This window comes from Pelodictyon luteolum DSM 273 (assembly GCF_000012485.1).
GTDB classification, from domain to species: Bacteria; Bacteroidota; Chlorobiia; order Chlorobiales; family Chlorobiaceae; genus Chlorobium; species Chlorobium luteolum.
Window position 1 is genome coordinate 859,894 of sequence record NC_007512.1, and the last position, 12,812, is coordinate 872,705.

At 55.9% G+C, this 12,812-nt stretch carries 16 protein-coding genes; 12 read left to right on the top strand and 4 right to left on the bottom strand.

Features of this window, described 5'->3' with window-relative positions:
- The first annotated feature begins 4 nt into the window (after window positions 1-4).
- The 6 genes from PLUT_RS03930 to PLUT_RS03955 are packed head-to-tail and all read left to right on the top strand — an operon-like array spanning window position 5 to window position 7,146.
- Window positions 5-637 carry a 4Fe-4S binding protein gene (locus PLUT_RS03930; RefSeq protein WP_041463789.1) on the top strand — a complete coding sequence of 211 codons (633 nt, stop codon included), beginning with the start codon at window positions 5-7 and terminating at the stop codon, window positions 635-637.
- Window positions 638-659: 22 nt separating this feature from the next.
- Window positions 660-1,193, top strand: a complete 534-nt coding sequence (locus PLUT_RS03935; protein WP_011357498.1) for an NADH-quinone oxidoreductase subunit J family protein — start codon at window positions 660-662, stop codon at window positions 1,191-1,193.
- A gap of 39 nt (window positions 1,194-1,232) precedes the next feature.
- The gene (gene nuoK / locus PLUT_RS03940) at window positions 1,233-1,550 is read left to right on the top strand and encodes an NADH-quinone oxidoreductase subunit NuoK (protein WP_011357499.1); all 318 of its coding nucleotides are present in this window, start codon (window positions 1,233-1,235) and stop codon (window positions 1,548-1,550) included.
- 34 nt (window positions 1,551-1,584) lie between these two features.
- Entirely contained in the window at window positions 1,585-3,891 is a 2,307-nt protein-coding gene (gene nuoL / locus PLUT_RS03945; protein WP_011357500.1) for an NADH-quinone oxidoreductase subunit L, read from the top strand.
- Window positions 3,892-3,931: 40 nt separating this feature from the next.
- Window positions 3,932-5,569, top strand: coding sequence for a complex I subunit 4 family protein (locus PLUT_RS03950; RefSeq protein WP_011357501.1), 1,638 nt, complete (start codon window positions 3,932-3,934; stop codon window positions 5,567-5,569).
- A 41-nt stretch (window positions 5,570-5,610) separates the two neighbouring features.
- The gene (locus PLUT_RS03955; protein ID WP_011357502.1) at window positions 5,611-7,146 is read left to right on the top strand and encodes an NADH-quinone oxidoreductase subunit N; all 1,536 of its coding nucleotides are present in this window, start codon (window positions 5,611-5,613) and stop codon (window positions 7,144-7,146) included.
- Between the two features lie 103 nt (window positions 7,147-7,249).
- Here PLUT_RS03955 and folE read toward each other — a convergent pair whose 3' ends face one another.
- Together folE and PLUT_RS03965 are read right to left on the bottom strand one after the other, a co-directional pair.
- Window positions 7,250-7,945: a GTP cyclohydrolase I FolE gene (gene folE / locus PLUT_RS03960; protein ID WP_041463790.1), complete on the bottom strand. Its 696-nt coding sequence runs from the start codon at window positions 7,943-7,945 to the stop codon at window positions 7,250-7,252.
- Window positions 7,905-8,393 carry a 6-pyruvoyl trahydropterin synthase family protein gene (locus tag PLUT_RS03965; protein ID WP_011357504.1) on the bottom strand — a complete coding sequence of 163 codons (489 nt, stop codon included), beginning with the start codon at window positions 8,391-8,393 and terminating at the stop codon, window positions 7,905-7,907. Before PLUT_RS03965 ends, folE begins: the two co-directional genes overlap by 41 nt.
- Window positions 8,394-8,617: 224 nt before the next feature.
- On the opposite strand from PLUT_RS03965, the gene trxA reads away from it, so the two are divergent.
- Window positions 8,618-8,923 carry a thioredoxin gene (gene trxA, locus PLUT_RS03970; RefSeq protein ID WP_011357505.1) on the top strand — a complete coding sequence of 102 codons (306 nt, stop codon included), beginning with the start codon at window positions 8,618-8,620 and terminating at the stop codon, window positions 8,921-8,923.
- On the opposite strand, the gene PLUT_RS03975 is transcribed toward trxA, so the two are convergent.
- Both PLUT_RS03975 and PLUT_RS03980 read right to left on the bottom strand, forming a co-directional pair.
- Entirely contained in the window at window positions 8,920-9,543 is a 624-nt protein-coding gene (locus tag PLUT_RS03975; RefSeq protein WP_011357506.1) for a CPBP family intramembrane glutamic endopeptidase, read from the bottom strand. The two genes, trxA and PLUT_RS03975, sit on opposite strands and share 4 nt — an antisense overlap.
- A 164-nt stretch (window positions 9,544-9,707) precedes the next feature.
- A complete protein-coding gene (locus tag PLUT_RS03980) occupies window positions 9,708-10,397 on the bottom strand; it encodes a hypothetical protein (protein WP_011357507.1) in 690 nt (229 codons plus the stop codon).
- A gap of 421 nt (window positions 10,398-10,818) precedes the next feature.
- On the opposite strand from PLUT_RS03980, the gene PLUT_RS03985 reads away from it, so the two are divergent.
- The 5 genes from PLUT_RS03985 (at window position 10,819) to PLUT_RS03995 (ending at window position 12,793) form a co-directional block, all read left to right on the top strand.
- On the top strand, window positions 10,819-11,178 hold the full coding sequence (locus tag PLUT_RS03985) for a hypothetical protein (RefSeq protein WP_011357508.1): 360 nt from the start codon (window positions 10,819-10,821) through the stop codon (window positions 11,176-11,178).
- Window positions 11,179-11,276: 98 nt separating this feature from the next.
- Window positions 11,277-11,447 (top strand): hypothetical protein, encoded by a 171-nt coding sequence (locus tag PLUT_RS11680; RefSeq protein ID WP_157858129.1) that lies wholly within the window; start codon window positions 11,277-11,279, stop codon window positions 11,445-11,447.
- Window positions 11,448-11,519: 72 nt separating this feature from the next.
- Window positions 11,520-12,029 carry a hypothetical protein gene (locus PLUT_RS11065; RefSeq protein ID WP_049752347.1) on the top strand — a complete coding sequence of 170 codons (510 nt, stop codon included), beginning with the start codon at window positions 11,520-11,522 and terminating at the stop codon, window positions 12,027-12,029.
- A gap of 75 nt (window positions 12,030-12,104) precedes the next feature.
- Entirely contained in the window at window positions 12,105-12,401 is a 297-nt protein-coding gene (locus PLUT_RS11685) for a hypothetical protein (RefSeq protein WP_157858130.1), read from the top strand.
- 44 nt (window positions 12,402-12,445) lie between these two features.
- Window positions 12,446-12,793: a hypothetical protein gene (locus tag PLUT_RS03995; protein ID WP_157858131.1), complete on the top strand. Its 348-nt coding sequence runs from the start codon at window positions 12,446-12,448 to the stop codon at window positions 12,791-12,793.
- The last annotated feature ends 19 nt before the right edge of the window (window positions 12,794-12,812 follow it).

Sequence of the window (12,812 nt, forward strand, 5' to 3'; positions counted from 1 at the left end):
CACTATGAGCGAGTATTTCAAGAATATTGCAACCGGCGCCACCACCATCGCCACCGGCATGGGAATCACCCTGAAGCATTTCTTCAATGCCGTCAAGCGAAAGGGAGACGCCGGCATTGACGATGTGGACTACTTCGGCCAGGTTGACGGCCTGGTGACCCTGCAGTACCCCCGCGAAGCGGTCCCCACCCCGTCAAACGGACGCTACCGCCTCCATAACGACATCGACGACTGCATCGGCTGCGGCCAGTGCGTCAGGGCATGTCCTGTCAGCTGCATCGAGATGGAGACCATCAAGGTGATGCCGGAAGACCTCGCGGCCTGCGGCAAGACGTCCGGCGGGCAGCAGAAGAAGTTCTGGGTCCCCGTTTTCGACATCGACACGGCAAAATGCATGACCTGCGGCATCTGCACCACCGTCTGCCCGACGGAGTGCCTCCGCCATACTCCGGTAGCTGATTTTTCCGATTTCGACCGCTGGAACCTTGTCTATCATTTCGGCAACCTCACCCGCCACGAGGCCGAGGCCAAGAAGAGGAAGGTTGAGGAGGCGCAGGCGAAGGCCCAGGCAGAAAAAGAGCGGAAAGCCGCCGAAGCAGCAGCGGCCCCCGCTGAACCCGGCGAGACGAACCCTTAACAGCAGAACTGAAAGAGAGACCATGACGAACCCAACCTATACGGCCATCTTCTACCTCTTTGCCGCCATCACGGTGCTGTCCGCGGCGTTCGTGGTGTTTTCGCGCAACATCATCTATTCGGCGTTCTCGCTGCTCTTCACCTTTTTCGGTGTCGCGGCCCTCTATGTATTCCTCTCGGCAGACTTCATCGCCGTCACCCAGGTCGTGGTCTATGTCGGCGGCATCCTCGTCCTCCTGCTCTTCGGCGTGATGTTCACCAACAAGGTGATGACCACAGACCTGAAAGCCGACGTCCTGAACGTCGTGCCCGGTGCGCTGCTTTTTCTCGGCACCCTTGCCGGGCTGCTCTATACCTTCTACACCACCAACGGTTGGATGCCTTCGGAAACCATGCTCGAGGGCAGCGTGGTCGAGCGGATCGGCTTTGAAACCATGTCGCGCTTTGTCCTGCCGTTTGAAATGGCCTCCATCCTGCTGCTTGCCGCACTGATCGGAGCAGCCTTCCTCGCCCGCTATGATGCAAAGGGCGCCCGCGGCAACAGCGAACAGCCATAACGAAAGCAATAACGAACCTATACAGAGAGAGTCCACCATATGGAACAGCTGGCAGCAATCGGAATCAACCATTTCCTGACCGTTTCGGCGATCCTTTTCGCCCTTGGTCTTTTTGCCGTGATGACGCGCCGCAACGCCATCGTCATCCTGATGGGCGTCGAGCTCATCCTGAACGCCGCAAACATCAATTTCCTGGCCTTTTCGAAGTGGAACGGCGGCATGGAAGGGGTGATGTTCAGCCTCTTTGTCATCGTGCTCGCAGCAGCCGAGGCGGCCGTGGCGCTTGCCATCATCATCAATATCTACAAGATCTTCAACACGGTCGATGTCTCATCCATCGACTCCATGAAAGAGTGATCACAGGGGTACAACCGAATAATCATTTAGGACCATGCACAGTTTAATCCAGTTGTCAATAGCCGTACTGCTACTGCCGCTGCTCTCGTTCGTCATCCTGATATTCTTCAACCGCCGCCTGCCGCGGAGGGGGGATTTCATCGGGGTCGGCATTCTCGGCACAACCTTCGCCCTCTCGGCCTATATATTCTGGACGGTCATCGTCGAGCACTACGATCCGGCGTTCCGTGTCGCATGGGACTTCACCTGGCTTGATTTCGGCAATGTCCCCGGCGTCGGTCCGCTCCAGGTCAAGATGGGCATCGTCATCGACAACCTGACGGCCATCATGCTCGCCATGGTCACCCTGATCAGTTTCCTCGTGCATCTCTACTCCACGGGGTACATGAAGGGCGACAAGCACTACGGCCGGTTCTTTGCCTATCTCGGCATTTTCACCTTCTCGATGCTCGGCATCGTGCTGAGCGACAACCTCTTCTCCATCTACATTTTCTGGGAGCTCGTCGGACTTTCTTCCTATCTGCTCATCGGCTTCTTCTTCGAAAAGGAGAGCGCTGCCGATGCACAGAAAAAAGCGTTCCTCGCCAACCGTGTCGGCGACATCGGCATGTGGCTCGGCATCCTGATCCTCTACTCGCAGTTCCATACCTTCGGATACCAGGAGATTTTCCAGAAACTTTCAGCAGGTGAGTTCGGCCTGTCGCACGCCTGGCTGACCGCGGCCGGCATCCTCCTCTTCATGGGCTGCGTCGGCAAGTCGGCCCAGTTCCCGCTCCATGTCTGGCTTCCTGACGCCATGGAGGGCCCGACTCCGGTCTCGGCCCTCATCCACGCCGCCACCATGGTCGCCGCCGGCGTCTACTTCGTGGCCCGCATTTTCGTGCTCCTCACGCCCGAGGCGCTGCACCTCATCGCATTCATCGGCGCCTTCACCGCCTTCATGGCGGCCACCATCGCCATCACCCAGCAGGACATCAAACGGGTCCTTGCCTACTCGACCGTCTCGCAGCTCGGCTACATGGTGCTTGGTCTGGGTGTCGGCGCCTACTCGGCAGCCCTCTTCCACCTCGTCACGCACGCATTCTTCAAGGCATGCCTGTTCCTCGGTTCCGGCGCCATCATCCACGCCATGCACCACGAGCAGGACATGCGCTGGATGGGAGGGCTCCGCAGGAACATGCCCTGGACATTCGCCACCTTCATCATCGCCACCTTCGCCCTTGCCGGTCTTCCGCTCACCAGCGGGTTCATGAGCAAGGACGCCATTCTGGCCGGTGCTCTCGGTTTTGCACAGACTGAAGGCACCTGGTACTACTATCTGGTTCCGCTTCTCGGTTTCTTCTCCGCGCTTCTGACAGCGTTCTACATGGGCCGTCAGATCTGGCTCGTCTTCTTCGGCGAAAGCCGCACGCACCTCAAGCCCGCCGACCCGCACGACCACCATGCGGCACATGCCCATGATGGTCATGATGAAGAGCACGGCCATCATCCGGTCCATGAGGTCGCATGGAACATGCGCCTTCCGCTGGTCGTTCTGGCAGCCCTCTCGATTTTCATCGTCTATTCTCCCGATCCGCTCGATGGCGGCAAAGGCTGGTTCATGAAGATGATCCCGACACCCGCAACGGTGGTTGGAGGAGAGCAGCACGGTATTTCAGAAGCCTCCATGGCCATGTCCGCAGAGGAACACGGAACTGCAGCCGCACCCGAAGCGGTGCAGGCCGAAGCGCCAGCGACTGAGGATATGCATGCCCTGGCAGCAGTGCCTGTTGAACCGGGAGGCGAAACCCATGCCCCCGCCGCATCTGGCGAGCACGCTACTGGTAACACATTCGCCGATCCCCGTCAGGCCGAAATCGCGCACCTGACCCACGCGGCCCATAACCGCGCAATCCAGATCTCTACCGTCATGGTGATCCTCGGCATCGGCTTCTCCCTCACCGTCTACGCCTTCAAGGTCATCGATCCGGACCGTACCGCACAGGCCATCCGCCCCCTCTACCTCATGTCCTACAACAAATGGTACTGGGACGAGATCTACCAGGCGACCTTCATCCGGGGCTCCATGCTGATTGCCGCCATGTTCTCCTGGTTCGACCGCAACATCATTGACGGCCTGGTCAACGGCATTGCCACCATGACCAGGAAATTCGCGTTCCTCAACGGCAGCTTCGACAGATATGCCGTTGACGGAATGGTGAACTTTACCGCATTTTTCGTTAACACATCCGGCGGAGTGCTGAAAAAGCTCCAGACCGGGAAGGTGCAGACCTATGTTGTCATGGTGATGCTGGCCGTCTTCGGCTATTTCGTCTACTACTTTGCACAACTGGTCTCCTGAGAGGATTTACTTTTCAATTGCTAACATACCGATAGGGAACATGCTGAGTTTAATTGTCTTTCTGCCCATTATCGCCGGCCTGGTAATCCTTGCCGTGCCCTCCTCCCAGAAGCAGATCATCCGGATGGTATCGCTGCTTGCTGCAGTGGTCCAGATGGTGCTTGCCGTCATGATCTGGCAGGGATACGACCCTTCGCTCGCGGGCATCACGGCCGTGGCGGGAGGCTCGCCCGAAGGCTCGTTCCAGTTCATCGAGCGTTTGCCGTGGATCAGCCTGGACCTCGGCTCGATGGGCAGCATGAACATCGAGTACTTTCTCGGTGTCGACGGTCTCTCCATCACCATGGTGATCCTCACCGCACTTGTTTCGACTATCGGCGTGCTCTCAAGCTGGACCATCCAGAAGCAGGTCAAAGGCTACTTCCTGCTCTACAACCTCCTGGCCACAGCCATGATGGGCTGTTTCGTCGCGCTCGACTTTTTCCTCTTCTACGTGTTCTGGGAACTCATGCTGCTTCCGATGTACTTCCTCATCGGCATGTGGGGCGGTCCGAACCGTGAATATGCAGCCATCAAGTTCTTCCTCTACACCCTGTTCGGTTCCGTCTTCATGCTGCTCGTCATGATCGCCCTCTACTTCAGCGTCATCGATCCGCTTACCGGCAACCACACCTTCAGCCTGGTTGCCATGGCAAGCCAGGAGAACTATATTCATGACGCCATCCTCGGTCCCGACAACGCCATGTGGCGCACCGTGGCCTTCATCGTGCTCTTCATCGGCTTTGCCATCAAGGTCCCGATGTTCCCGTTCCATACCTGGCTCCCCGACGCACACGTCGAGGCTCCGACCCCGATTTCCGTCATCCTGGCCGGCGTGCTTCTGAAGCTCGGCACCTACGGCATGATGCGCATCAACTTCCCGCTCTTCCCTGAAGTGTTCCAGGCCTCGATGTACGTGATCGGGGTGTTCGGCGCCATCAACATCATCTACGGTGCTTTCTGCGCCCTCGCCCAGAAGGATCTGAAGAAAATGGTGGCATACTCCTCCATCAGCCACATGGGCTACGTGCTGCTCGGCCTTGCGGCCGGCAACAGCGAGGGCATGACCGGCGCGCTCTACCAGATGTTCAACCACGGCACCATCACCGCCATGCTCTTCCTGCTCGTCGGCGTGATCTACGACCGTGCCCATACCCGCCAGATCGAGAAGTTCGGCGGCCTGGCAACCTACATGCCGGTCTACTTCGGTGTCGTGATGATCGCATGGTTTGCCTCCCTCGGCCTTCCGGGACTCAGCGGGTTCATCAGTGAAGCGTTCGTCTTCGTCGGTGCCTTCAGCGCCGAAGTCACCCGGCCCATCGCCATCGTCTCGGTGCTCGGCATTGTTTTCGGTGCAGCCTACCTGCTCTGGTCGCTGCAGCGGATGTTCCTCGGCAAACGTCGTGAAGATGCTGCCTACGATGTTGAAATCGGTGCCGACGGCCACGAGCACATCCACTTCCACGACTGGAAGGGCAAGCTCGATCTCGACGCACGTGAACTGGCCATGCTGGTGCCGCTTGCCGTCATCATCATTTTCCTCGGTATCTACCCGATGCCGATCATGGGCCTCATGACAACCAGCATCAACAAGCTCGTCCAGGTGCTTGCACCCGTGGCCATGGCCGCCCTTAACTGAGCGGATGTACTGACCGAAACCAGAATAAACGAAGAGAAATCATGTTCGAGCTCCCATCAGGTGCTGAAATACAGAATATCATCGCCAGCCTGAAAGCTGGTGCGGGGTCATTCATTCCGGAAATCTATCTCTCCATCCTCTTCATGGCGCTTATCCTCCTGGATCTTGCCACGAAGGGGAGGAAGGCGAACCTGCTCGGCTGGATGACCCTCGCCGGTCTTGCAGGAAGCATGTTCTTCATCTACCAGCAGCATGCGATGGAGGCTGGAGAACTGTTTTTCGGGATGTACGTGCTCGACGAGTTCGCCATCTTCTTCAAGTACTTCTTCGTTGTCTCGGGGATGCTGGCCGTTGTGCTGACGATGTCGGACCGGCGGTTCGATACGGAGGTGACGAGCATCGGCGAATACTATGCACTCGTCGTCGCCATGGTGATCGGCATGGTCATGATGGCTGCGGCCTCCGACCTCCTCATGGTGTTTCTCTCGATGGAACTGGTCAGTCTCACGGCCTACGTCCTTTCGGGCTACTTCAAGCGCGACGGCCGCTCTTCTGAGGCCGCCCTGAAATACCTTGTCTACGGCGCCGTCTCCTCAGGTCTCATGATCTACGGCTTCTCCCTCATTTACGGCCTTACCGCCCAGACCAACCTGCTCCTCATCAGCGCCGAACTTGCCGTACATGGCTACGACCCGCTGGTGATGATGCTCTCCACCCTCCTCATCCTTGCCGGCTTCGGCTACAAGATCGGTGCGGTTCCCTTCCACTTCTGGAGCCCCGACGTGTACGAGGGTGCACCGACCCCGGTCACCGCATATCTCTCGGTCGCTTCGAAAGCAGCAGGGTTCGCGCTCCTTCTGAGGTTCTTCTATATCGCCATTCCGCACGGCATGAGCCCCTATGAGGATATTGCCGGAAGGGACTGGCTCGGCCTGCTTGCCATCATCTCCGTCGCCTCCATGATCTACGGTAACGTGGTCGCCATATGGCAGAAGAACGTCAAGCGCCTCCTTGCCTACTCCTCCATCGCACACGCAGGCTACCTGCTCCTCGGCGTCATTGTCATGGACTCTATCGGTACCCAGGCAGTCCTCTTCTACCTGCTCTCCTACCTGCTGATGAACTACGGGGCGTTCTATGTCATCACCCTCATCGCCAACCGGACCGGCAGCGAGAACCTCGATGACTACCGCGGTCTCGGCCGCAAGATGCCGCTTGCCGGCGCCGCCCTTACCGTGTTTCTCATCTCCCTTGTCGGCCTGCCGCCGACGGTCGGATTCATCGGCAAGCTGTTCATCTTCTCGGCCCTGCTTTCCAAGGGTTCTCTCTATGTGGGCCTCGCCCTTGTCGGCATCATGACGAGCGTCATTTCGCTCTACTACTACATGCTCATTCCTCTGAACATGTTCCTCCGAGAATCCCTCGAGCCTAACGAACGTGCCCAGAACCCCGGCATGCTCGCCAATGTACTGATGGCTGTCCTCATGGTGCTCACCATCTGGTTCGGTCTCTTCTTTGAGCCGCTTTCACAGTTTGCACACTACTCGTCGGCCATGTTCGGCCTCTCGCTCTATTAAAGAGAACGGGCGCAGCGCCGCACCGCGACAATAAGAAACCCCGCCCTGCATCTGCTGCATGGCGGGGTTTTCTGTTTTCAGCGTAGCCTTCGGGGGTGAGCGGCTACTGGCGGATCAGGCGGAGGAACTCTCCGCGGGTGGACTCTGAGGTGATGAACTGGCCCGACATGGCCGAGGTTGTTGTGACGGAGTTGAGTTTCTCGACTCCTCGCATCACCATGCACATGTGCTTCGCTTCGATGACGACGCCGACCCCCTTCGGGTTCAGGACATCCTGTATCGCGTCCCGGATCTGCTGGGTGAGGCGTTCCTGCACCTGCAGGCGGCGGGCGAACACTTCAACCACGCGCGCGAGCTTCGAGAGTCCGACGATCTTTCCATCGGGGATGTAGGCTACATGGGCCTTGCCGAAGAAGGGGAGCATGTGGTGTTCGCACATCGAGAAAATGTCGATGTCGCGAACGAGCACCATCTCGTCGTACGACTCCGTGAATACGGCTTTCTTCAGCATCTCCTCCGGGTCCTGGCGGTAGCCACGGGTAAGGAACGCAAGCGAGCGGGCGACCCGTTCGGGGGTTTTCAGGAGGCCTTCGCGCATAGGATCCTCGCCGACAGACTCCAGCATGGTGGAGACGGATGCGGAAAGTGCGGCATGCGCTTCCGGACAGAGTTCCTGCGGGTCGAGGGGGTACTCGTCGTCGTCGCAGCAGGTGCCCCTGCCGGTGAAGAGGGGGGTCTTTATCGGGGTATGCATAGGGTTATTCTCCGAGGTAGCTGACGCTGTTTTTTCCTGTTTCATGTAATTTGACTGCTTGGAGGGAGATCTCCCGGTTGTCGATGGCTGCAATGCGTTCTTCGAGTATGTCCCAGATGAGGACGGCAAGTGTCTCGGTCGTCGGTACCAGCCCTTCGAGTTCCGGGACGTCGTGGTTCAGGTGGCGGTGGTCGAAGCGCGCCGTCACCTCCTCTTCGAGGATCTTTTTCAGCTCCTTCAGGTCGAACAGGTACCCGGTTTCAGGGTCCACGGTGCCGCCGAGGGTGATCTCAAGCTGGTAGTTGTGGCCGTGGCCGTACTTGTTTGCACACTTTCCGTACACCCGGGTGTTCATCTCTTCGCTGAACTTCGGGTTGAAGAGCCGGTGGGCTGCGTTGAACTCGATGGTGCGGGTTACATAGACCTTGCGCGGTTGCCCGGCTGGGGGAGGGGCCGCGGGAGGAGAGGATAACGGGGTCTTTTTCTGTTTCATTTCTGTAGGGTGCAATGCTGTTCAGAGGGGTACAATGTACTCAATAAAGCTGATTATATTGGAATGGCGTATTTTACTGTTACCGTCTGATTCAACGGGCTGCGGCAGCAATAAGTTTCAGTGCCGGCAACTGAACATGCCGTGCGGGGGAACCCCGGCGGCACCAGTTTCGTTTACACCTTCAGTGCTTGCAAAGAACCCCCTGACACCCGACAGTTACGATTATGGCAACCTCGCTCGAAGATCTCATAAGGACTAGCACCACCCCTGTATTCGTCGACTTCTGGGCCGCCTGGTGCGGGCCCTGCAAAATGGTGGCTCCCTCCGTCAGGAAACTCGCCGCGGAGTTCAAGGGGCGGCTGAGGGTGGTGAAGGTCAACGTCGATGAACAGCCGGCAGCAGCCTCGCGCTTTCATGTGCAGGGCATTCCCGCACTCATGCTCTTCAAGGACGGAGAGAAGAAATGGAGCACCGCTGGAGCTGTCCCGTATCCCCAGCTCAAGGCCGAAGTGGAGAAGGTGCTCGGCTAGATCTTCCTTGCAATGCCCGACATGATGGCCATGATGCCGATTATCGCGTGCGACAGAGAGACTCCGGCAAGGTTGGGTATGCGTTGGTAAATGATGCTCCACATGATGCCGGCGGCAAAGCTCAGCAGGCCGGTCAGCGGATCAAGGTAGACGGCGTGCAGGAAGGCAAACAGAACCGCTGAAATCATCACCTGGAGGAGCGGGCTCCCGATGCCGCACCGTTGCATCTCGGCAAAGAGGAATGAGCGGAACAGGAACTCCTGGACAGGGCTTGAGATGAGGATGTAGAAGAAAAAAAACGCCACGGCAGGCGTCTTGAGGCTTTGTTCCGGCATGCCGGGGATCGGAAGCAGGATGACCAGTCCCGCACCCGCGATGCCTGCCAGAATGTTTACGCCGATGGCTTTCGGCAGGTTCGAGGTCCGGAGCCCCAGCTCTCCTGCTGTGTGCCCATGCCGGTGGGAGTACATGAGGGCGAACGCAAACATCAGCAGCAGCATCGCCGAGCGCAGTGAAAACGGCACCACCCCTCCAAGCACAGCCAGCACCGGCAACAGGTAAAGCAGCGTAACCAGCAGGATGAAGTGGCGCAGGCTATGGTGTTGTGTCTGATGCTTCACTCGTCTTTTTCTTGCAGTGCATTCAGAGAGAGCGAGAGACAGAGCTCGCTATTGTCTGCGTCTCTCTCTCTCGCTCTCTCGGCGGTAATGTGGTTTTAAACAGAAAAAGGCCGGTAAGCATTCCGGCCTTTTTCATGTTCTCTGCTGTTACTGGTTTTTCGGTCTCATTCGGACGGTTTTTCCTTCTCGGCCTCGAATTTTTTCCTGTTGTTGCCGTTTTCTTCGCCTTCGGCGGTCTGTGGAGCGTTGACCCTGTAGTTCCCGCTGATATTAACGGTTCTGCTTTTTTCACTGTCGATCAGCACCAGGAATGTTCCCCCGATGGTTGCCGTTGGAACGGTGATGCCTCCGCTTTTTGATACTCCGCTTGCCGCACCGGCCAGAACGCCTGCCGGCCCGTTCACGAATCCCGATACGAAAGGCGAGAGGGCAAAGCCTGTTGCCCGGGTATCGACGCCCAGTGAATAGGTCAATGCTTCCGTAAGGCTGAGGAGGGTGATGTTGTATCCCTTCAGCTCTTTAACGTTTTCGATATAATTTGCGGCGTCATGTATAAGGGTCGGAAAGTCGACTTCATCGGCTTTGTTCTTTTTGCTCTGGATCGTTATTGAGCCGACAATCTCTCCCTCGGACAGGCCATAGAAGTTGAATGAGATTTGCCGCTCTTTCACTCCTTTCCGTTTCCTGACGTCAGCTCCGTTATAAATGATCTTCGTTCCTCTGCTGCGCCCGATGGCCACGTCATGGTTCTTTGTGGAAAAAAAGTTTTTTGTGAGCATGGGAAATCCCTTCACCTGCATAGGAAGGCCCTTTCTTATTCCTGCCCGGGCGACTCGCAGGCATGTCTGTTTCATGAGATTCTCCATCATATTTCCTGCCTCAACATCCTTCATTCCTCAACATCCTTCATTCCAATCCTTCTGTATATCCGGCCTCCGGTGTTATCTCATAGCGAAACGCTATCCGTTCCTTTCTTGAGACAGGGTTGATATGTATTGAGACATGTTCCGGCGGTTCGGCTGGGCTCTCTATCGGGCATTGTCAATAAGTGATTATGATATTGTTTGTTATGAACCATGCTTTGTGTTGGCACGAGATATGTATGAGTTGTACTTGATGGACTTAATCCAGCATGGTTTCTCTTCCCTATGCCAGGCTCCGCTTTATGAAGCTGGAGATGGAGCGGATTTTGAGGTACTCGGCCGGATTTAGTGTTGCATCAACGACAACAACATCATCACAGTCAAATCAAACATCAATCAACAGGAGATTATTATGAAAAAGACAATTGCAGCTGTTGCTTTTGCCGCCGCAATGGCGCTGGGTACTTCCACCTCGTTTGCAGGTGAGCTTGCACAGATTTCATCTGTCGGTCTGAACTCCAACGGGTTCGCAGCCGCAAGTGGAATTGCAGGGAACTTTGCAAATGTGAACAACAGTGCATTTCAGATTGTCAGCATGAATGAGTCTACCAATGGTGGATGGTTCAACCCCGGAAGCAGTTCATCGGCTTTCAGTCTGACTGATCTGAATACCAGCGTGAACGCCATTTCTGGTGCTCAGGCGCAGACTTCTTCATGGTTTGGCGGTTCTTCAGCGGCATCGCTTCTGAATGCCCAGATGATCAGCTTCTGATTCTCGGAATAACTCGCAACGAGGGTACAAGGCTCCGGGTTCACAGCCAGGAGCCTTGATTATATAATGGCGTGTCATCCAATCATAACGGAGCAACAATGAAAAAGATAATCGCAGTAGCCTCTTTGGCACTTATTCTGCTTACAAATATTGCTGAAGCGGAAGACATTTCAACCAGTACCGTGACAACGGCCGTCGGGGTCTCCTCAGTCAATATTTCGGGGATGGGTGCGGTTTACAATCTGTGGATGCAGTTTTTCCATTTCTGATTCCGGTTCGCAGTTTCATTGAAGGCCTGGAGGAGCGTCATCTCATGATGGTCTTGTAACAAGTGAGAAAACATGAAAAAAATTATTGCTATTGCAACGCTTGCCTGCTGTGGGTTCTCGAATACGGCATTTGCCCAAGCTGAAAGCCAGGCGACATCGACCATTACTGATGCCGTTGGCTCAAGTTTTGTCGACATGACATTCGAGGCATCGAAAATGCAACCCTATATGCCAGGAACCGTTTCTGCTCCCGTCATCTCGCCGACACTGTTCAGCCTGATGGGTAAACCGGCACAGATTGCCGGCCTTCCGGTTCTTTCCCAGTATTTTTTTTCCACGATGCTGCACGATGTAGAAATCGGGAAGAGCGGCAACACCAAGGTGATTTACAACGGTGAAAAGCTGCCCGGAAAAAAGAAGCTCAAAAACCGGAAGATCAAATATGACTTCAATGGTCTGGCCCATGGAAAAGTAGTCGGTTCTCTTACGGTCCAGAGCCGAAAAAAGTCCTCTGATGAAGTGGATCTGCCCTCCGTCATTTATGATGCCACCCATTATGCATCCTTTTCGAAGGAACTGTAGGGCTATAATTTACTGCTCCTGTCGGTTCCCGATCTGATTTCCTATGCCGTTGGCGTGGATTCAAAAAGCCGGGGGATGTCTGTCGCACCGGTGGTGTCAGGTTTGATAAACGGTCCGCTCGGTGCTTTGACTGGATTGTCGTCAGGTCTTTCAGCTACCGGCGGTGTGACTGCTCCTACTGCGCTTGTCGGATGTACTTTTCTGATCGTCATTGAGGATGAGGCGGCATCGGAGATCAATCTTGCGCAGTGTTTCGGTCGATCTTCAATTGCTTCACGAGTTAAGGACGATAAAGATGTTGTTGATGGTGCTGCCAACGGAGGCGCTGTGGGAAAAAAATATGAATCAACTACCCGGAAGGGGGAAAAGTGAGGTCTCTGTCGCTCTGATTAATGTCAATAACGGAGGAGAAAAAAATGAAAGCAAAATCCATGATTGCAGGTGCAGTAGCCGTCGCAGGGCTGTGTATGCATACAGGATCGTCAGCTGAGGCCGCGGGGTTTGAACTCCAGCAGCTTGAGGCTGTGCAGTTGATGACCGTTGGCGCCGGGACCGCAGCGGGTCAGGCATACAACTTTTCCGGGTTCAACCCCACGGCTGTCGGACTGACAAGCCCATTTGTGTCCGTGTCCTTCCAGAACGAAAATGCATATGACATTTCACTGGCCAATGCATTTGCATCAAGCGTCGGCGGATCAGCCAGTGCTTTTGTTTTTGCTGGGAATAATGTAAAGTTTGCTCCCGATTCCATTACCATCCGGTGACTCATCACTCCGTCCGGTC

Bases quoted from the DNA above. Each gene is read 5' to 3' on its own strand.
- PLUT_RS03980 (WP_011357507.1), bottom strand. From the start codon at position 10,397: ATGAAACAGACATGCCTGCGAGTCGCCCGGGCAGGAATAAGAAAGGGC.
- PLUT_RS03985 (WP_011357508.1), top strand. From the start codon at position 10,819: ATGAAAAAGACAATTGCAGCTGTTGCTTTTGCCGCCGCAATGGCGCTG.
- PLUT_RS03930 (WP_041463789.1), top strand. From the start codon at position 5: ATGAGCGAGTATTTCAAGAATATTGCAACCGGCGCCACCACCATCGCC.
- nuoL (WP_011357500.1), top strand. From the start codon at position 1,585: ATGCACAGTTTAATCCAGTTGTCAATAGCCGTACTGCTACTGCCGCTG.
- PLUT_RS03965 (WP_011357504.1), bottom strand. From the start codon at position 8,393: ATGAAACAGAAAAAGACCCCGTTATCCTCTCCTCCCGCGGCCCCTCCC.
- PLUT_RS11680 (WP_157858129.1), top strand. From the start codon at position 11,277: ATGAAAAAGATAATCGCAGTAGCCTCTTTGGCACTTATTCTGCTTACA.
- PLUT_RS03935 (WP_011357498.1), top strand. From the start codon at position 660: ATGACGAACCCAACCTATACGGCCATCTTCTACCTCTTTGCCGCCATC.
- nuoK (WP_011357499.1), top strand. From the start codon at position 1,233: ATGGAACAGCTGGCAGCAATCGGAATCAACCATTTCCTGACCGTTTCG.
- trxA (WP_011357505.1), top strand. From the start codon at position 8,618: ATGGCAACCTCGCTCGAAGATCTCATAAGGACTAGCACCACCCCTGTA.
- PLUT_RS03955 (WP_011357502.1), top strand. From the start codon at position 5,611: ATGTTCGAGCTCCCATCAGGTGCTGAAATACAGAATATCATCGCCAGC.
- PLUT_RS03950 (WP_011357501.1), top strand. From the start codon at position 3,932: ATGCTGAGTTTAATTGTCTTTCTGCCCATTATCGCCGGCCTGGTAATC.
- PLUT_RS11065 (WP_049752347.1), top strand. From the start codon at position 11,520: ATGAAAAAAATTATTGCTATTGCAACGCTTGCCTGCTGTGGGTTCTCG.
- PLUT_RS11685 (WP_157858130.1), top strand. From the start codon at position 12,105: ATGTCTGTCGCACCGGTGGTGTCAGGTTTGATAAACGGTCCGCTCGGT.
- PLUT_RS03995 (WP_157858131.1), top strand. From the start codon at position 12,446: ATGAAAGCAAAATCCATGATTGCAGGTGCAGTAGCCGTCGCAGGGCTG.
- folE (WP_041463790.1), bottom strand. From the start codon at position 7,945: ATGAAACAGGAAAAAACAGCGTCAGCTACCTCGGAGAATAACCCTATG.